This is a genomic window from Acaryochloris marina MBIC11017, from assembly GCF_000018105.1.
Classification (GTDB): domain Bacteria; phylum Cyanobacteriota; class Cyanobacteriia; order Thermosynechococcales; family Thermosynechococcaceae; genus Acaryochloris; species Acaryochloris marina.
In genome coordinates this window covers 985,569-1,003,926 of the sequence record NC_009925.1, presented here as the reverse complement: position 1 = coordinate 1,003,926, position 18,358 = coordinate 985,569, and the positions used below count along the sequence as shown (strand labels likewise).

Genomic DNA, 18,358 nt, shown 5'->3' with positions numbered 1-18,358 from the left:
GATCATTATTGCTTTTCGGTGTGAGTTATGGGGTGATGGGTTGCGATCTCAGTTTACTTGGGGATGCGATCACTGCAAGAAAGGGCCAGAGTATTGCGATCACAATGCCGTTGCAGTTTGATAGTACCCCAACCTCTGCATATCCGTTGTTCCTAATCACGATACCCAAACTATGATTCTTACAAATTCTTGGTTTTGGTTGGCAGTGCTGATATGGATTGTGGGGGCTGGAATGAGCATAAGTTGGCTGATGGAGAAGCTTTGGTTATGCAATCAAGGCAAGCTATATCGTTGGCAAATTTGGCTATTCAGAGTAAATGGTATTGTAGGTGGCCTAGCGGGCTTAGTCATTGGCTACCAAATCGGAGAGAACCTACCACCATCGCAGCAATCTTGTGAAGGACTCGCAGCTTGGGGATGTATATCAGAGAGGTTGGTCAATATCTTTATTGGTAGTCTTTTAGGTCCGTGGGTTGGGGCAATAGTTGGAGTTGTGGGAGTGGCAATTGTTTTCAAAAGCTTGAAAATCTAAATTGAACCTAATTTGCGATGGCCGTTGCTTGTTGTCCGCGGGACATAGGCCGCTCTTCGAGCATCGCAACTCAGTGGGATTTACACCGAGCAACAACTAAGTGTTCCATTCGGTAGACATTTTGGGTATGGGAGTTATTGATCTGCGATCGCAGTTTGATTGAGGTTGCGATCTCTATTCTTTAGTTCTTGAGGCAAACTGATGAGCATCGATATTTCCGTATTTCTGGAAGTCGAAGATGAGAGTGGCTGGACTTTAGTTGACGTCGATCCCATCTGTTCTGCTAATCGAAACCATACTTTATTTGAAGCTCTATCCCAACTCAATCAGTCATCTCTCCCATCAGATGTTAGCAAGGGTTCAATGTACTGGTTCCAAAATCGCAGTGAGCACAACCATGCCCTCAAATTCCTCGCATGTGTTCCTCTGGAGCAAGCGGCACATCTTTGGTGGGAGTCAGGACACCTAGGTGAAATCGAATTCAACCTGGAATCAGTAATGGTCAGCGTATTTGGCGTATGGGGTAGTAACCCTTCAGAATTCCGAGTTATAGTTGGCTGGTCATAAAGATTGGAAGCTGTCTAAACACACAAAAAACTGTCCAATAAATCATGGCTGATCCACACAATCCAGCACGATACGGCGAAACTTGGCCTCAGTATCGCATCGATGCTTCTCTTCTTGAACTAGAGGCAGTTAAGCCGTGGGTTATTGTATCGGGTGGTTGGGCGTGGCACTTTATGTCTCCCAAGGGCCACGTTGAACTCAAACATGCTCATGATCACAAAGATATCGACATCTTCGTTAAACCTGAGAACGTAATGCTCGTCGTATCAACGCTCAAAAACCGAGGTTTTCAAAAAGCCCGAACAAAATATGACCGATTGCCTAGCGCGGAGGATTTCCGTAGGTATGAAAAGATAGTTGAAAGCGCCAACGAACGAGCCATACGTGTCACGATAGATTTCTTTGTCCGTACCGATGTCCCGCACCGAGATGTTGATGGATGGCCGGTGGTGGAACCCCATTTTTTACTATCGCTTTACTCGAATATTCATTCCAGCGATAAATGTTTCGCAGTTCAGGCAGCAGTCAAGCTGCTTGATAAGGGGATCGATCCTGAAGGATGTAAAGAACTCATACAAATCCCCACTCGTGACTAAAGTGCATAAAATACTTGTTCGACCAGAGCGGCAGAGCTACAGTCTTCAGTGAAATTACAAATCTGATTATCTCGGTTGCCAGGCCCTCTTCAAGATATGACTTCAGATTCAGTCAGCGCCTACGAAAATCATGCTCGAAAATTCTTAATCGCTCGCGATCGTTCGACGATTGGCATTCATGTTATTGAACGATGGGCACATTCACTTCCTGCTAGTAGTGATGTGCTTGAGATTGCCTGCGGTGGTGGTATTCCTGTTACTCGGACTCTCGCCCTTGCCGGATTAAAGCTATGGGCAGTAGATTCGTCACCTACCCTGGTATCCGAGTTTAAACTCCGGTTTCCAGAGATTCCCGTTGAATGTGCCCATGCACGGGACAGTCACTACTTCGAGCGGAAATTCAGTGCCGTTATATCTATTGGCCTGATTTTCTTGCTATGCGAAGACGACCAGGTCAGGCTAATCCACCGAGTTTCTCAACTGCTACTACCTGGAGGTCGTTTCTTATTTACCGCACCTGTTGAGATTGGCATCTGGACTGATACAAATACAGGCCATGAGTGCCGTTCCCTTGGACGTGAACGATACGAAAGTATCTTGCAAGAGGCCCAGTTAGGCATATTGGACACCTACACCGATGAAGGGCGTAATAATTACTATGACGTGGAGCGAAATTAATGGACCTCTACATACCAGAGCACATATCACTCGATGAATTGCGAATAGATGGAAATCAGAAACGTAGGTCTATTGTCTGCGTTGGATCTAGGATCAATCACTGTTGGAGCTGCCGTGATGCTCACCTACTCGCTGGGTGAATCTGATACGGCATAATGTGGCGATATTACGCACTACTTGAACCTACTTGCCTCGGCAATATTCAGACATGCAATACATTGCTTTTATTCATGGGAATTCTGACTCCACACCTACTATGGATTCATGGAATCAGTTTCTGAAAAATGCGAAAGAGTCTGGCATGTTCCAAGGTGGCAGTGCCCTTGGGAAACGACACGCCATCGGCAAGAAGCAGGCCTCTGACTCGACCGAAACAATAGTGAGATTTATGAGGTTTGATACCGATGATTTAACTGTATTGAAAAAGTTACTTGACACTCACCCTGTCATTCTCAATGGCGGAACAATAGAGCTGCGCGAAATGCCAGTATCCTAAATACTGCACAATAGATGTTGAGCGAGATAAGCGCAAGACATCTGACCGTCAGGCTCGAAGTTGTCATCAAAGTTGCGATCGCAGTAGCTCTTCCTTCACGACATCAACCCATCCCGTGAACCCTTCCTCCTACCCATCCGTTGCCGCTTTTTGTTGCGTTTTGAGGGTTGCCAAATAGGTTCGCAAAAAGGGTAATCCGCCAATGGCGGGCAGAAAATAGCGCATGGTACATAGAAGTCCTAACGCTGCCCCTGTGGTTGCATCGAAGTGACCTTCATAAAGGGAAATTAGAGCTTGATCACGAGTGCCAACTCCCGCAAATGTCAGGGGTAATAATCCTGCCAGAATAGCTAACGGAGAAAGGGCTAGGCTAATAATAAAAGGGACTGTGGCCTTTAGTGCTAAGGTAAAAAACCAAATCTGCACCATGTGCAGAAACCAGATAAAAATCGAGGTACCTGCAACCTTAGCCAGTTGTAAGCGATCCTGCCAAAAATGTTGCTGCATTTCTTGCCAGGACTCTTGCAGGCTCTTAAATTTCTGACTGATACCTTTGGGGGTAATTTTTCTAAACATGCCAAAGAAAAAGTTGGCAAATTGGGCAGACCCTAATAACAACAGTCCCAGGGTTACCCCTGCCATAACCCCAGCAGTCATCGTCCAAAAAAAAGCATCCTTTTGGGGATAGAGGATCAGACCAAACGCACACCAAAACAGCAGCGACAGCATATCGCAAGTCTTTTCAAATACCACTAGGGAAACCGAGAGGGTGCCGCTCAGATAACCGCGATCGCGAATAAAATATGCCTTAGCGATATCTCCCATTTTTGAGGGGAGAACCATGTTCAGGGTACTAGCTGCTAACACCAATTTATTAGCCTCTCCTGCCCCCATCCCTGAACCAGGAGGCATTAGCTGCTGTAATCGCCAAGAGGTAAATCCTGTCAAGGGAATCACCATTCCTAGACTGATGATCATCCACATTAAATCGCAGTCTAGAAAAACTTTACTCAGCTCTTCAGGTTTAATTCTTGAGTAAATAATGCAAAGAATCAGAACACTAACGGCAATGGAAATGGGGCGTTTATACCGTTTCATATCAAAGTTTGCGCTCCAGTTTAAAAGATTCTCCTGCCCCTAAGGATCGGACATGCTGAGTCAGATCTTGCCAGGGCTGTAACTGTCCCACCTGAAAGGTCCGACTCATCACCACATAAATGGAGGTTTGATCGCCCCCCATGCCCATCGACAGCACATTCTGCCAAGATGGGGACTGCAACTCATCGGTCACCACCCAGTGCTCCCCGTGCCAGCTAAAGTTACGCTTGAACTGAAAATCAGTGCTGTTTTTGCCCGTAATCAGCATTTTTTGCAGTAGCGAGCGGATCAAATTGGGGAAAAATCGGCCCACCGTCAGCATCACCACCCGTAAAATCATCAAATTCAGGGGCGTCATTTGTTTCTGTTTGGCCCAGCCCAAAGCCCCTTGCACCGTGATTTGATCTTCCTGAAGGGTGCTGGGGTAGTCTCCCACTAAATGGCCGACTGCATTTTTAACTTTGCCTCCCGCTTTTACTTGCAAAGATAGGTGCGTATCCGAGGCCACAAGCTGCCCCTGGCGGAAGAACTTAAACACCCCACCTTTATTCAGGGCTAGATATAGCTCCGTATCCCCTCGCCGATCAATCAGCACTCGGGCTTCCGGCAGCCAAAACCGTCCCTGGGGGCGAGGCTTTTGGGGTGGACGGGCCGGGACATAATCCTGCCAGGCCAATAGATAGTTCCAGGTGTGATGGCCGACAATATGGTCGTCGGCATAGCAGGACCCCAGGCCGTTAGCCAATCCAGCCAAGATTCGGTCATTGATATTGAGGGCTTCCGGCCACCATTTGCCCACCAGTTCAAACCCGTGGGGGAAAAAATTGTAGGTATTGCGGCTGGTATATTCGCCCCCATAGGAGCCGTCGGGATGGACAAACTCTGCTGCCAAGGCCACTGCTTTTTTCAGAGCCGTTTGCAACTGATCCGTTGGGTTGAGTTCATAGATTCTGGCCAGACAAGAAATCGTTAAGGTGTGATAGCCCGGATCGCATCCTTCATATTCTTGAAACCAGCCCTCAGGATTTTGCCATTCAAATACGCGATTCAGGCGTTCTGCCTTCGCCTGATCCCATTTAGAGGTCTTTAGTAGCCGAGACACCTTTTCTAGACAAAGGACAATCAGTGCCTGGTGATTGGTCAAGCGACCGCTTTCATGGTGGTGGGCCAACCAGTCTGCCCGCAGTTCAAAGAAGCGCAGAGCCTCTTCATTTTGTAATCCCAATAAGGTATAGCTTTCCACACAGGCCAACAGAGAAAAGGCGGCGGCTCCTCCTGCCCGCTCAAACGGGAAATAATCATCACAGGAGCCATCTTTATGGGCGCTACGCGCTGCAAATAGAATCCCCGCTTCAACCCAAATCCGAATCGATTCCTGCTGATAATATTGATTGTTGGGCAATTGGTGGGCATAGACCAACGCCAGGGGCCAGACAAACTCCTGGGACATGCCGCTGGGGAAATCAATGATTTTGTATTGCCAATAGTTGCGATCAAAACAGCCATAGTGGGGACTATGGGGATTTCGATCCTGCAAAGTCAAGATCTTGGGAATTTGGTCTAAGGCAATCTGGGCAAAAAGATCTTTATTCATCCTTAGTTATGGGACTCCAAGTCAGCTCGGCGTTGCCGTAGCTGGATATCTTCCAACAGTTTACGATTGACCGTTAATAAATCAGCTAGCAAGCCAAACATATAGAGCTGGAAGCCAATCAAAATCAGCACCGCCGAAATAATTAGACTCGGTGCCCGAGCCCGGGTCGGATCTTGGAAATACAGGATCAGCCAGCGCAGCCACAGGAGTAAACCAAAAACCGACGGAATGCTGCCGAGGAACGTAAAGAACTTCAAGGGCCGATAGGCCATGAAAATTCGCAGGATAGTAAGAATGGATCGCTGAATATAGGAGGCGATACTCTTGACCAAACGGGAGGGGCGCAGATAATCATTCGTGCGAATGGGCACGGAGGTAATCACCATGCCATGTTGTCCCGCCTGAATGATGGTCTCCAGGGTATAGGTATATTCGTTGAACACATTCATCCGCAGGGCGGCGTTGCGGCTAAAGGCTCGAAACCCGCTGGGGGCATCAGAAATATTGGTGCCACTGGCAATTCGCACCACCCAACTGCCCAGTTTTTGCAGGAATTTCTTGGCCGGGGAAAAATGCTTGATTTTTTGAATGGGCCGAGCCCCAACCACCACCTCTGCTTGCCCCGCCAGGATGGGGGTAATCAATTTGGGAATATCATCTGCGCAATATTGATTATCGGCATCGGTATTCACAATGATGTCGGCACCAGCCTTTAAACAGGCTTCAATCCCGGCCATAAAAGCTTTTGCCAAGCCCTGATTATGTTCTAGATCAACCACATGGTGCACACCGTGGGCTCGGGCCACTTCTATCGTGTTGTCGATACTGCCATCGTTGATAATTAGCCATTCCACACAATCGACACCAGGCAATTCTTTCGGCAGCTCATTGAGGGTAATGCCAAGGGTTTCTTCTTCGTTAAAACAAGGAATTTGGATGATGAGTTTTGTCATAAATCAGCTAAATGTAGGCTGTGCTTGGCAATTAAACTCTGTGCTTATTCTGGCATGCAGTTTGCTAAATCTAGCTCCTGCTATATATTTTTATGTCTCCTTGTTCCCAGGTTTGTCGGTAACGCTGATCACCAAGCTGAAGTTCTGTTTGCTCCAGATAGCCCGGTTTATCCGTCAATACCATACAGGCTTGAAAATCCTGATGGGGGGGCTGTGAAGCTAGGGTTGAAGAAGGATTCTCCACCTGCAGGTGTTCAAACCGAAGGGGGCGCTTGGATTGTTCTCGACCCAGCTTCCACAGGGGATATTCCCACGTATCTCCCGTAATAATCAAACCAATCTCGTTACAAGACTGACCCGCTAAATGGTCGATGGTGGCAATGAAGGGTTTGGCGAGTTTGGGCCGACTGCTAAAGTAACGGTCGGTTCTGGATTGGTTAAAGATGGTTTCTATACTGCGCTCTTCCACAAATTTGGTGTTGATGACCAGAGGGCGGGTTTCATTGCAAAGGACCCAAAAGAAGGAAATAGCGAGAAAACCAGCAGTAATGGCGTTAGCAATGGGCTGCTTAAAGAGTTCCGACAGGGCCATGCCCACCCAAGGAGATAGCAATATAAACACAGGTAGGTGAAGCCGACTGCGCCAAGGGGACCAAATCACGAGAAAACAAAAGAGCAAAAAGCCCACCAAACAGCAGAGTAAATAGGTGCTCCAGAGGCGCTGATCGCGGGTCTTCAGACGCTTTCTAAACAGCACAAACACAACAATGCAAAGGAGAATTAACAGCAAATGCTGGGGGTTACCCGCCAAGTCTTCATGGTTGACCAGGCTGTGCATATCAAACTTTTGGCCTGGGGGTGAGGTAATACTGGGATCGCTCGGGTCTAAGCCGATGACTTGATGAAGCGCCGTCACAATCCGAATGGTGATCAGGTTGATGGAGCGAACTGGCGTGCTGAGGTGGAGGGCCAAATTTCGCAGAATATTGGAAATCAGCACAGACAAACTATAAGAACCGCTGTCTTGCCCGGTTGGCCCAAACAAGGAATCAAAGACTTTGAGATTGCGGGAATATTGTCCTAAATTCATCAACACAATAATGCCGCAGGACACCCCTAACGGCTGCCACACTTTCCAGCGCAGATACCGGACTCCGACAAACAACAGCCATAGGGCGAAAGGGAACCCATATAAATAGGCTGTGGGTTTCGTCAGGATGGCTAAGCCCAAGCTTGCTCCCAAGGCTGGAACATAGGTCCAACCAATCCGATTTTGAATCGTAGCCAGGGAGAAATAGACAAAGCATACAAGCCAGAGAGAAACCACATAGTCCGTTTGGGTGCTGGAGGACTGCAAGATCCCCATGGGGATGGTGGCACTGATGACAACGGCAATGAGTTGCGATCGCAAATTCCCCCCCAACCGTTCTGTAATGAGTGATACTCCCAATAGACTGAACACCATACTCAACCATTGCACCAAATTGAGGAACCAATCTCCTGTCAAAATAAACAGCTGAACAACTGCAAACGCAGGACCAGGTCCTGAGTAAAGTTGCCTGGGAATATGGGTTGGATAATGGCCGACACTTTGATCTTGCGTCCAATGAATGACTCGGCCTAGATGGTAAGTCATGGAGTCCCAATTATTTGGAGGGGATAAAAGAGCCGTGAGTCCCGTTCCCAAAACGATACCCAGTACACCGATCAGAAGAATTTTCTGAAAGCGAGTGAAGGATGGATTACTGGCTTCTGGCTGAGATTGGAGACTAGCCTTGTGGGACTGGCGAACAAACCAGAAGCCTAGCCCTAGGTTGATCGCAATCCAGGCAATCAATAATCCTTCTAAGGCTAGGGCAGAGAATAAGCTCAAAAATTCGGCAATCACCGTGGCGATCACCGCCCAAGACACCGCTGACAATAGAACAGCTGTGCGCCAATCATGATCTCGACGATATATGAGATACAGCAGGATAAAGGCAGAGATCAAAAAAATGACAGGCATCGAATTATTTATCTACTCTATGGGACAAATCAACGGTCAATCGTTGTTGGTTATTCCGGCAAAAATAGTCTGAGCAAAGTTTTTAGCAGAGTTTTGGTTTGCCCATAATCGCATCTTCTCGGGATTGTAGAAATCATTCCTGGATGCACCTATTAATTTCATCATGCCTTCACTAATTTGTTCCGGCTGGGTGGAATCTATCGACAGTCCTAACTGATGCTGTTTTACCATGGCCCCCATCAAACCAAAGTCGGTACTGAGCACGGGCTTCTGTGTCGCTGCAGCCAGCAACAAAATACCACTCATCCCCACATGCTTTTGATAGGTCGCCAGAATGACATCTGACATTCGGAAATAAGCCCATACTTCTTCTTCCGAAACGAACTGATAATTCCGAATAATTTGAACCGGCTGGGAAGCCGTAATTTGGGTGATGCGTGTTTCTAACTCTTTCTGAATTTTGGACTCACCAACCAGCACAAGACAAAGTCGTTTCCCCCAGTCGGGGGATAACCGTTGAATCGCATCTAGAACTTGATGAATCCCTTTGCGACCATCAATCGCTCCAAATAATAGAAATATGGTTCTCTCCGCTTCAATCCCCAAATCATCCCTTAAAGTACAGGCTGCAGCAGGTGGTGGTACAAACTCTACCGGATCTGGCAAGTGGATCACTTTAGCCTGACTCGGTCGCTGCTGCAAAGCCGGCACAGCTAGCGGGTCTAAGCAGAGTAAAGTGGCCAACTGTGAATTCTGCAAAACCTTGTTTAAGGTTAAATTCTCTCGCCCTTGATTCAATTTTTGCCGCCAGTTCAATACAGGCTGAACACCGAGTTGACGATAGTGTAGCGTCGGTCGAAAATAAATCCCTGAAAAAGCACAGGGCGGTTGCAGCCACCAAGCGATCGACAAGAAATACGTATCCAAATACATGATTAGGCCATGGTCCACCTGAAGCTGACCCGCATAGTCACAAAACAATCGCCATTCTTGCAGGTTGCGGAGGTTACGGTCTATGGCTTTTTTTCGCGATTTAAGGGCAGATTCCTGTTGATCGGTAATGGCGATAAACTGAATATTCGGGTTGGATTGTTGTTCTGCGAATTCAACAACATCAGCATGTTCGGTCAAAAAGTGAGGCGACACCACAATCGACAGAATCTGAAAGTGCGTTTGAGTATGCCAATACCGAATGAGATGGCGAATGTAGTTAGGATGGTGCCCCCGAATGGATAGATCGAAAACTAGCAAATGTAGAGTAGTTTTCTCGGATTCATGGGGTATGCCTAACGCCTGTTGGCTGCTCTGCATTGTTTTGTTATTGCATTTAAAGTAATCACTGAATATTAACTGTCCCCAGTCAATTTTATAAGGGGATACAAATGCTTAAACGAACCACAAAATCCGCTTGCTGTGTGGAAGATCACATTACAAATTGCGGATGTGTTTAATGATACAGGTATATCGCCTGGAGTAGCTTGCAAGTGTCCCATCCATCCACAACGATTTCGTTCTTCCTAACTTATTTCGGCGGCGGCGGAGCCGAGCGAGTACTCATCAATCTAGCCAATGGATTTGTTAAAAGTGGGTATCAGGTTGACTTTGTTCTAGGGCAAGCTTGGGGGCCCCATCTCAAAAAAATCCCGTCTGAAATAACGGTGGTTGATTTGAAGGCTGCTGGCAGTTTTGCCAGTATCAGAAAGCTAGCCCAGTACCTCAAGCACAAAGAACCCCAAGCTTTAATTTCTGGCATGCACTTTGCGAACGAAGTGGCGATTCTAGCAAAACGGCTCGTCAAGACAAACACTGTTGTCATCGCGACAGAACACAACACGCTCACCCACTCCCTCAGGCACAATAAGAACCGCAAGAAAAGGATCATTCCTTTTGCCATTCGCTTGTTATATCCCTGGGCAGATCGTGTCGTCACCGTATCCCAAGGAGCAACTGCCTCCCTAACAGAAATCAGCAGTATATCTCCAGATAAAATTACAACGATTTATAATCCAGTCATTGCCCCTGACCTTTTTTCCAAAGCCAATGCTGATATTGATCATCCCTGGTTCCAACCTGGAGAACCACCGGTCATTATTGGGGTAGGAAAACTCGAACCCCAGAAGGATTTCCCCACATTAATCCGAGCCTTTGCTAGGGTCCGCAAACAACTCTCCTGTCGATTGGTCATTTTGGGATGGGGACCCGATTTAGAAAAACTAAAAGAATTTACAGCCGAAATGGGTGTCCAAGACGATGTTGACTTAATGGGGTATGTGGATAATCCTTACCCCTATATGGCTCGTGCTCAGGTATTCACTTTGTCATCCGCATGGGAAGGACTACCCACGGTTTTAATTGAGGCTTTGGCCTTAGGGAAGCCCGTCGTTTCGACGGATTGTCCCAGTGGCCCTAGGGAAATTTTACAAGGGGGGAAATATGGGGCATTGACCCCTGTGGGTGATGATGTAGCTTTGGCAGCAGCCATTGGTGATGTTCTTGGACAGCAGTCTCAAAGCGATGTGTCTGAATGGTTACATCAGTTTTCCATAGAAGCTTCAACCAACCAATATCTGGATTTAATCAACACGCTCAAAACGGCTGCTTGATGATTTTTATATGTTTTGTGTGGGGGTAAACTGTGATTATGAAAAACTCTAAACCTCTTGTTAGCGTTATCATCCCCACTTTTAATCGAGCTAACCTACTGATACCTGCTATTCAAAGCGTATTGAATCAAACTATCGAAGATTTTGAGTTGATAGTGGTCGATGATGCGTCAACGGATGACACTCAGCAAAAAGTTGCTGGTATTGACGATTCACGACTTCGCTACATTTTGCAGGAAAAAAATCTTGGTGAGTGTGGTACCCGAAATACAGGCTTAGGTGCAGCCCAAGGCCAGTACATTGCTTTTTTGGATTCTGATGATGAATGGTTGCCTAATAAGTTAGAGAAGCAGCTTGGGGTGTTTAGATCTGCCCCAGATGAAGTGGGTGTTGTTTACTCCTGGCTACAGGTGATTAACGATCAAGGAAAGGTCGTCCGGATGCGGAAACCCAACATTCATGGGGATGTTAAGGATTATCTAATCTATAAGAATCTCATTGGCACACCGTCAACGGTCATGATTAAGCAAGAATGTATTGAGCCAGGTCTGCAGTTCGACACTAATCTTCGGTGTTGTGGAGATTGGGATATGTGGTTACAGATTTCTAAAAATTATCGGTTTGAAGTGATTCCTGAACCGTTAACCCTTTATCGTGATCACGATGAAGATGCAAGGGGCTCAACTAACCATGCCATGGTAACTGAGGGGCATCTAGTTTTTTTGGATAAACACCACCAAGGGATCAAAGAATTTTATCGGCAGCCGAGCACGTTAGATAACAAGCATAAATCTCTGTATTTATTTGAAATTGGCAGGCGGTTGATGTGTCATGGACATGAAATTGACAGAGTGGATGCCATTAATATTGGCAAAAGATATCTTTACTTAGCTGCCCTCGCGAATATTTTTAACTTATATTTGTGGATTAATTATTTTGTAGCCTGCTGTGGCAGTGTCTTTTATACATCGTCGATTCAAGTGGAGAATCGCTTTCGATCACGATTGGGAGTAATACGCAGAAAAGTGACTTTCTCCTATAGTCTTCAGTAATATCGGTTGAGTTTTGGCTTGGACTAGCAAAGCAAGGATAAACGCTTTCAATTAGAGTCTTGGCAGAGCCTGGAGAGGGATGGGGCAAACTGGGGCGGCTGGACACTGTCAGCTAGAATACTTCAGCCTTGGTTTGAAACTGGGTTGAATCTAAATAATGATTAATTTTCAGAATCTCAAGACCTATGAGTCCCGTGGAATCATCCAGCACTATACTCAACTCCAGCAGCTACAACCTGCTGAATCAGCCATACTGAGCCAACTCAAAGATCAGTTGTCCACCATGAGCATGCTGGATATGGGCGTCGGTGGAGGGCGAACCACCCAACATTTTGCCAAGCTAGCTGCAAATTATCGGGGTATCGACTACTCAGCCGGGATGATCAGTGCTTGTCAAAAGCGCTTTGCAAATTCTATAGATCCCGACTCCTTTGCGGTATGCGATGCACGGGATATGAGTTGTTTTGCGGATAACACCTTTGACTTTATTCTGTTCAGTTTCAATGGGATTGACTATATTGAGCATTGCGATCGCATCCAGGTCTTGCAAGAAATCCAGCGGGTCGGTAAACCAGGCAGCTATTTCTGCTTTTCCACCCACAATCTTCAAGGGATGGAGCAGGTATTTAATTGGCGATCGCACCTCAGCTACAACCCCGTCAACACCTACACAGAACTCGTCATTTGGGCATTATATAGACTTTTTAACCGCTCTTATTCCCTAAAACAACTCCAATCTTCGGCCCATGCCATGATCCGAGACGAACCCCACAATTTTCGCTTGCGCACCTATCATATTCGCCCCCAAGAACAGCTTGATCAACTTGAATCAGGATTTAAAAATATAAAAGTCTACTCATGGCAAAGAGGCATTGAGATCAGTCATGAAGACTTACCAGCAATCTTAGAGATGTGGTTGTATTACTTCTGTGAGATCAAGTAAACCACTAAGATTTACCCACATTCTCTGTTAATAGAGGATCTAAACGCTGTCCTCGTAATACTGTAATTGCTTGTGCATTGGAGATCTCAAGGATAGGATTGTGTTGCAAGATCGTCCTTGCCTCAGCAATACTCGTCTTCAAAGCCACAGTTGTAGCCATTGAAGGCAGAACTGTTCCCCACACATCTATCAGTAATAGCCCCCTATGGCTCAACAAGAGGATACACAGCTAACTGGACCCGGTATCGGATTAACTTTCCTGTATTACTTCAGCATGACAGTCATCATTGTGATGTTTGTAGGGTCTCGGTCTGCTGCCTTTACCTTTGCATCTCCTGAACTACGTCAATACAGCACTCTGGCAGGTTTGGTGGCCGGAATAATTGGCACCGTTGTCAACCGCAATGTAACGATGGCCATCACATTTGAAAATCGCAACCGATTTCAAACACGCTTAAACCAAAAGCTGGCAGAAATAGGATTTGAGCCAGAAGAGCTGGAGGATGAAATTACCGACAACACTGCAGACCCCGAGCCAGAGGGAGAATACTTAAGCTATTTTCGTTCTGGCTTAGCTGGACAGTTTGCAGGGGGAGTTTATGTCCTTCTGTCAGATCGCTCCGCCACGATTTCCAGTCGAGCCATCAATATTCGGCGTATTCGCAAGCTCCTATAAAGTGGCCACTTAGGCGAAGATCCACGATCAAGCGGTACCATGATCAGTGTTTCTTTACCTCAAATTTGTACTCCATCTTCTCTCGACTACTATGGCTAATTCGGATCCATCCCAGGTACCTGCCTCTGCTGACAATACCGAGGCCACAGCAACCCCTTCAGAACCATCAGCCGTAGAAGCATCTGAAGCGACTGAACAAGGTAGTGCAGCTCGCCAATTACTGGGTATGAAAGGGGCTGATACAGGCGATACCAATATTTGGAAAATTCGCGTGCAGCTAATGAAACCCATTACCTGGGTCCCTCTTGTCTGGGGGGTGATTTGTGGAGCCGCAGCATCAGGTCATTTCACCTGGACTCTAGAACATGTTTTGATGTCCGCCGTTTGCATGGTGATGTCGGGGCCTTTGTTGACGGGATATACCCAAACCATCAATGACTTCTACGATCGCGAAATTGATGCCATTAACGAGCCCTACCGTCCTATTCCCTCTGGCGCTATCTCCATTCCCCAAGTTGTAACCCAAATTTTTGTTCTACTTGGAGCTGGAATTGGGGTTGCTTACGGGCTTGATCGCTGGGCGGGCCATGAGTTTCCCACCTTAACCGTACTTGCTATTTTCGGATCCTTTATTTCATTTATTTACTCGGCTCCCCCTATCAAGCTCAAACAAAATGGCTGGACAGGCAATTTTGCTTTAGGAGCCAGCTACATTGCCCTGCCTTGGTGGGCAGGCCAAGCCTTATTTGGCACCCTTACTCCCAAGGTCATGGTGTTGACGCTGGCCTACAGTCTGTCAGGATTAGGCATTGCCATTATTAACGACTTCAAAGCCGTCGAAGGCGATCGCGAATTAGGTCTCAAGTCCCTCCCAGTTGTATTTGGGATTGAAAAGGCTGCCTGGATTTGTGTGTTGATGATCGATGTTTTCCAGATTGGCATGGCACTATTCCTAATCAGCATTCACGAGAACCTATATGCCGTCATTCTGTTTCTGCTGGTCATTCCTCAAATTACCTTCCAAGATATGTACTTTCTGCGCGATCCAGTCAAAAACGACGTGAAATACCAAGCGAGTGCCCAACCTTTCCTCGTTCTGGGGACACTTGTAGCGGGTTTAGCAATTGGTCATGCAGGCTTGTAACAAAGTGCTAGCGATTGTGAAGAAGGAAGCAACTCAAGGAAAATGGCCTGCTCATTCTGTCACGAGTAGCACGGTTCAAACTCTCAACGATTATTCAATATATTGGGTTTGCAACCAGCCCCAATTTTCCATACCAAGCTTTTGAACAAGTCGTAGCTAAAGGTCCCTCCCAATATCCAATCTTGTAACTAATAAGCTCTGGTATTTGTCTACCAGAGCTTATTGTGTGAATGGATCTTACCAAAGCGCTTTAACAGGCGGGGGAGACGGAGGATCATCCCGTGATGGTGCTGCTGTGTCCTGCTGAGGAGCAGGTCGTTCTGCAGGGTCAGGTAGGGAATCCGCAGGAGTAGGCAGTTGTCCTCCTGGTTCTGACACAGGTATTTCAGCTCCTGGAGTAGGTGTTTCTATACCTGAAGGCACTGTAGAAGGGGTACCTGTTGTAGGTGCTGGGATTGACCCCGGAGCAGGTGTTCCTCCTGGTACAGATCCTGGTCCAGGTGAGGGTCCCGATCCTGGGAACGGCACAGGGAACGGAATTGAATTTGGACTAGAACTGTCAGGAGGTGTTGCACCTGGAGCTGGACTAGACGAGGGAGCAGGCTCGGGTGTTGGGGTTGGACTAGGAATGGGGTCTGGTCCATCAGGGCCAATATCCGGTGTTGAGGCTGGTCCTGGAACTGGTATTGGAATAGGTCCGGGAGAGGGACCAGGCTCTGGCGTTGGATCAGAACCAGGATCTGATATTGGAGCAGGAGCAGGATCTGGAGTTGGGTCTGGAGCAGGCTCGGGAGTTGGGTCTGGATCAGGATCTGGCGTTGGATCAGAATCTGGTGTCGGATCTGGATCTGGGTCTGGCTCAGGAGTTGGGTCTGGATCGGGAGTCGGATCAGGATCTGGATCCGGGGTTGGATCTGGATCTGGGGTTGGAATAGGTTCTGGATCTGGCGTTGGATCAGGATCGGGAGTTGGATCTGGGTCAGGGTCAGGCTCTGGTGTCGAATCTGGATCCGGGGTTGGGTTAGGCGTTGGATCTGGAGTTGGATCTGGATCTGGATCTGGGGTTGGATCAGGATCGGGAGTTGGATCTGGGGCTGGATCGGGAGTTGGATCAGGATCTGGATCCGGGGTTGGGTCTGGCGTTGGATCTGGATCAGGATCTGGCGTTGGATCTGGATCAGTTGTCGGATCAGGATCTGGGTCTGGATTGGGGGTTGGATCAGGATCTGGATCCGGGGTTGGGTCAGGGTCAGGATCAGGAGTTGGATCTGGCTCGGGAGTCGGTTTGGGTTTGGGTTCTACAACTGTATTTTCAGAAGCTTCATTGTCATCAGGATCTGGATCATCTTCATTCCCTTTGGCACTAGCGGAATTTGTCAATGTGCCAGAAGAATCAGCTTTGACCGTGACTTCTATTACTGCACTCTCGCCATTTGCCAAATCAATGGGCTTGCACGTGATGGTTCCACTTGTTTCAGCACAACTCAACAGACCGCTGCTATCTTCAACTGAGACAAATGTCACACCTGCAGGTAAAACATCAGTCAACACTACCCCAGTTGCGGGATCTGGACCGTTATTCGTAACTGCAATTTTGTAGGTAATCGTGTCTCCTACGGCAACCGGATCAGTGGCATCTTTTTTCTCAACCGTAAGATTGGCTTCGTTGCTGACTGTGGTATCGATCTTTGTGTCATTATTACTTTTATCAATTTCAACCAAGTCGCTTAGGGGGCTCTCTACAGAGGCTGAGTTGACGATTTCTCCTTCTTGGGTTGGAGAGACTACTATTTCTATGTTGACAACTTGATCTTTGACGAGATCACCAAGATTACAGGTGATCGTTCCACTCGAGTCTGAACAGTTGCTAGGTAGTGTAACTACATTGACTCCAGCAGGCAGATTTTCAGTAACCGTGACTCCTTCAGCCGTATCAGGGCCAAAGTTAGTGACGGTCAAGTTATAGGTTAAATTCTCCCCTACACTGACTGGATCGGCTGATTCCGTTTTGGAAATGCCTAAGTCATACTCGGTAATTTTGAGGGGAGTAGGGTCATAAAATTCCCCACTATCTGGATAATCCGAGAGTAAGGTTTTTGAACCATCTGGACCTGGTGGAATTTGATCTCCCGATAAGGAGGCTTGGTTAAAAACAACTGCAAATTCCGCATCTTCAGGAATTTGTACATCAACTGTAATTTGCCCAGATTTATTAGCTGGAATGGTTAAGCCTTGAATATTAAAGGTTTTGTTGTCATCTGAAAAATCAACTGTGCCTCCAAACGGATTATTTACTGATAGGGGCTGATAAACCCGTCCATCAGTGGCAGGCATACTATCTAAAAAATCTACCGTCAACGGGAACCCGTTAGGATTCACAACATTGTATGTGTAGGTAACGATTCCACCTGGCTTAACAGCCTCAGGTGATACCATTTTTTCTATTTTTGGAGACCCTGTACAAGACGCCCCATCATTTGCACTAACTTTAGGTGCACTACTAAGAAAGGTTGAAGCTCCAGTACCAGACTGAACATCGAACCGATAGAATTCTCCCTGGTTGTGATAACCAAATAAATTGCCAAAGGCATCAAAATAAGTTCCACCCACTGCTTTGCTGATAGGGGTTTTCTGAGGCTGGAACGTAACGCTTCCTGTGGTTGGATCAATAACTGCAACTTGATCTTTACCGGCATTTACGCCATACAATTTGCCATCAACTGGGTTAAAGGCAATATCGGCCACGCCTGGATTAACCGAAAGTTTAATGGTTTTCAGATATTGGGCATTTGCACCTGAAACATCAATTAAATGGAGCTTGTTACCCCTCTGGATATAGTAGGTTCCATCAGGAGCAACATCCCCTGAATAGCTACTACTGGGTAATCCTGGGGGAATGCCCATTGAAGTAGCTACACCATTGGCGTCAATACGATAGACTTCGCCAGTGCCAGGGTGTATGCCGTAAATAAAACCATCCTGAACATTGAAACCGATGGCATTGTATTTAATCCCGGGACTGGTACCTCCAACTGGTACTAACTGATAAGGCGTAGTACTGGTATCAACAATAAAGAGTTGTGTCGGATCTTTACCGGTTTTCCCTTGGGCAATGAAAAATTTGCCGTCGCAAACAAATGGTGGTCCTTTTTTACCTTGGGCAATTGCTAGATCTCCAAATGCAAACAATGTCAGAAGAAAAGTGCTTAGCGGAACTTGTAAAGCCAGAAATTTTAACCAACGGAACATACTTGCTCCCCCAATACATTATTTGCTAGTTGTTGCTACCACTGGATTCGAACGGCTTAGTCTCATTTGCACTAGGAATAGGATGGAGAAATTAGAAAACTTTAAAGGCAATCATAGATTTCAAGGTTGGAATGCACCATACATATTGAGCAATTGATCGTAACTGAAGAAA

General features: G+C 46.8%; 16 protein-coding genes. 10 read left to right on the top strand and 6 right to left on the bottom strand.

The window, feature by feature from the left end; translation table 11 throughout:
• The first annotated feature begins 172 nt into the window (after nucleotides 1-172).
• The 5 genes from AM1_RS42010 to AM1_RS04575 all read left to right on the top strand — a co-directional run bounded on the left by AM1_RS42010 (nucleotide 173) and on the right by AM1_RS04575 (nucleotide 2,869).
• Nucleotides 173-532, top strand: coding sequence for a hypothetical protein (locus tag AM1_RS42010; protein WP_041659095.1), 360 nt, complete (start codon nucleotides 173-175; stop codon nucleotides 530-532).
• A 201-nt stretch (nucleotides 533-733) separates the two neighbouring features.
• A complete protein-coding gene (locus tag AM1_RS04590; protein WP_041659092.1) occupies nucleotides 734-1,099 on the top strand; it encodes a hypothetical protein in 366 nt (121 codons plus the stop codon).
• A gap of 44 nt (nucleotides 1,100-1,143) precedes the next feature.
• A complete protein-coding gene (locus AM1_RS04585) occupies nucleotides 1,144-1,695 on the top strand; it encodes a hypothetical protein (protein ID WP_041659090.1) in 552 nt (183 codons plus the stop codon).
• A gap of 96 nt (nucleotides 1,696-1,791) precedes the next feature.
• Nucleotides 1,792-2,373, top strand: coding sequence for a class I SAM-dependent methyltransferase (locus tag AM1_RS04580; RefSeq protein ID WP_012161629.1), 582 nt, complete (start codon nucleotides 1,792-1,794; stop codon nucleotides 2,371-2,373).
• 208 nt (nucleotides 2,374-2,581) lie between these two features.
• On the top strand, nucleotides 2,582-2,869 hold the full coding sequence (locus AM1_RS04575; protein WP_148215673.1) for a hypothetical protein: 288 nt from the start codon (nucleotides 2,582-2,584) through the stop codon (nucleotides 2,867-2,869).
• A gap of 129 nt (nucleotides 2,870-2,998) precedes the next feature.
• On the opposite strand, the gene AM1_RS04570 is transcribed toward AM1_RS04575, so the two are convergent.
• The 5 genes from AM1_RS04570 to AM1_RS04550 all read right to left on the bottom strand — a co-directional run bounded on the left by AM1_RS04570 (nucleotide 2,999) and on the right by AM1_RS04550 (nucleotide 9,830).
• Nucleotides 2,999-3,967 carry a lysylphosphatidylglycerol synthase transmembrane domain-containing protein gene (locus tag AM1_RS04570; RefSeq protein ID WP_012161627.1) on the bottom strand — a complete coding sequence of 323 codons (969 nt, stop codon included), beginning with the start codon at nucleotides 3,965-3,967 and terminating at the stop codon, nucleotides 2,999-3,001.
• Between the two features lies 1 nt (nucleotide 3,968).
• On the bottom strand, nucleotides 3,969-5,561 hold the full coding sequence (locus AM1_RS04565; RefSeq protein WP_012161626.1) for a hypothetical protein: 1,593 nt from the start codon (nucleotides 5,559-5,561) through the stop codon (nucleotides 3,969-3,971).
• 2 nt (nucleotides 5,562-5,563) lie between these two features.
• Nucleotides 5,564-6,514, bottom strand: coding sequence for a glycosyltransferase family 2 protein (locus tag AM1_RS04560; RefSeq protein ID WP_012161625.1), 951 nt, complete (start codon nucleotides 6,512-6,514; stop codon nucleotides 5,564-5,566).
• Nucleotides 6,515-6,584: 70 nt separating this feature from the next.
• Nucleotides 6,585-8,519: an ArnT family glycosyltransferase gene (locus tag AM1_RS04555; RefSeq protein WP_012161624.1), complete on the bottom strand. Its 1,935-nt coding sequence runs from the start codon at nucleotides 8,517-8,519 to the stop codon at nucleotides 6,585-6,587.
• A gap of 36 nt (nucleotides 8,520-8,555) precedes the next feature.
• Complete coding sequence (locus AM1_RS04550; protein ID WP_012161623.1) at nucleotides 8,556-9,830, bottom strand: glycosyltransferase; 1,275 nt, start codon at nucleotides 9,828-9,830, stop codon at nucleotides 8,556-8,558.
• Between the two features lie 173 nt (nucleotides 9,831-10,003).
• Here AM1_RS04550 and AM1_RS04545 point away from each other — a divergent pair, with 173 nt between their 5' ends.
• From AM1_RS04545 to chlG, 5 genes are all read left to right on the top strand, one after another.
• Nucleotides 10,004-11,122 carry a glycosyltransferase gene (locus AM1_RS04545; RefSeq protein ID WP_148215672.1) on the top strand — a complete coding sequence of 373 codons (1,119 nt, stop codon included), beginning with the start codon at nucleotides 10,004-10,006 and terminating at the stop codon, nucleotides 11,120-11,122.
• A 38-nt stretch (nucleotides 11,123-11,160) separates the two neighbouring features.
• On the top strand, nucleotides 11,161-12,174 hold the full coding sequence (locus AM1_RS04540) for a glycosyltransferase family 2 protein (protein ID WP_012161621.1): 1,014 nt from the start codon (nucleotides 11,161-11,163) through the stop codon (nucleotides 12,172-12,174).
• A 157-nt stretch (nucleotides 12,175-12,331) separates the two neighbouring features.
• Nucleotides 12,332-13,117 (top strand): class I SAM-dependent methyltransferase, encoded by a 786-nt coding sequence (locus AM1_RS04535; protein WP_012161620.1) that lies wholly within the window; start codon nucleotides 12,332-12,334, stop codon nucleotides 13,115-13,117.
• Nucleotides 13,118-13,322: 205 nt separating this feature from the next.
• On the top strand, nucleotides 13,323-13,793 hold the full coding sequence (locus AM1_RS04530) for a hypothetical protein (RefSeq protein ID WP_012161618.1): 471 nt from the start codon (nucleotides 13,323-13,325) through the stop codon (nucleotides 13,791-13,793).
• Nucleotides 13,794-13,884: 91 nt separating this feature from the next.
• Nucleotides 13,885-14,937, top strand: a complete 1,053-nt coding sequence (gene chlG / locus AM1_RS04525; RefSeq protein WP_012161617.1) for a chlorophyll synthase ChlG — start codon at nucleotides 13,885-13,887, stop codon at nucleotides 14,935-14,937.
• Between the two features lie 237 nt (nucleotides 14,938-15,174).
• Here the strand turns inward: chlG and AM1_RS39650 are convergent, their stop codons facing one another.
• Nucleotides 15,175-18,186: a DUF11 domain-containing protein gene (locus tag AM1_RS39650; protein WP_012161615.1), complete on the bottom strand. Its 3,012-nt coding sequence runs from the start codon at nucleotides 18,184-18,186 to the stop codon at nucleotides 15,175-15,177.
• Nucleotides 18,187-18,358 lie beyond the last annotated feature (172 nt).

Excerpts from the sequence above, each read along its gene's own strand:
- AM1_RS04585 (WP_041659090.1), top strand. The coding sequence starts at position 1,144 with ATGGCTGATCCACACAATCCAGCACGATACGGCGAAACTTGGCCTCAG.
- AM1_RS04535 (WP_012161620.1), top strand. The coding sequence starts at position 12,332 with ATGATTAATTTTCAGAATCTCAAGACCTATGAGTCCCGTGGAATCATC.
- AM1_RS04560 (WP_012161625.1), bottom strand. The coding sequence starts at position 6,514 with ATGACAAAACTCATCATCCAAATTCCTTGTTTTAACGAAGAAGAAACC.
- AM1_RS04570 (WP_012161627.1), bottom strand. The coding sequence starts at position 3,967 with ATGAAACGGTATAAACGCCCCATTTCCATTGCCGTTAGTGTTCTGATT.
- AM1_RS04540 (WP_012161621.1), top strand. The coding sequence starts at position 11,161 with ATGAAAAACTCTAAACCTCTTGTTAGCGTTATCATCCCCACTTTTAAT.
- AM1_RS39650 (WP_012161615.1), bottom strand. The coding sequence starts at position 18,186 with ATGTTCCGTTGGTTAAAATTTCTGGCTTTACAAGTTCCGCTAAGCACT.
- AM1_RS04555 (WP_012161624.1), bottom strand. The coding sequence starts at position 8,519 with ATGCCTGTCATTTTTTTGATCTCTGCCTTTATCCTGCTGTATCTCATA.
- AM1_RS04580 (WP_012161629.1), top strand. The coding sequence starts at position 1,792 with ATGACTTCAGATTCAGTCAGCGCCTACGAAAATCATGCTCGAAAATTC.
- AM1_RS04575 (WP_148215673.1), top strand. The coding sequence starts at position 2,582 with ATGCAATACATTGCTTTTATTCATGGGAATTCTGACTCCACACCTACT.
- AM1_RS04565 (WP_012161626.1), bottom strand. The coding sequence starts at position 5,561 with ATGAATAAAGATCTTTTTGCCCAGATTGCCTTAGACCAAATTCCCAAG.
- AM1_RS42010 (WP_041659095.1), top strand. The coding sequence starts at position 173 with ATGATTCTTACAAATTCTTGGTTTTGGTTGGCAGTGCTGATATGGATT.
- chlG (WP_012161617.1), top strand. The coding sequence starts at position 13,885 with ATGGCTAATTCGGATCCATCCCAGGTACCTGCCTCTGCTGACAATACC.
- AM1_RS04530 (WP_012161618.1), top strand. The coding sequence starts at position 13,323 with ATGGCTCAACAAGAGGATACACAGCTAACTGGACCCGGTATCGGATTA.
- AM1_RS04590 (WP_041659092.1), top strand. The coding sequence starts at position 734 with ATGAGCATCGATATTTCCGTATTTCTGGAAGTCGAAGATGAGAGTGGC.
- AM1_RS04550 (WP_012161623.1), bottom strand. The coding sequence starts at position 9,830 with ATGCAGAGCAGCCAACAGGCGTTAGGCATACCCCATGAATCCGAGAAA.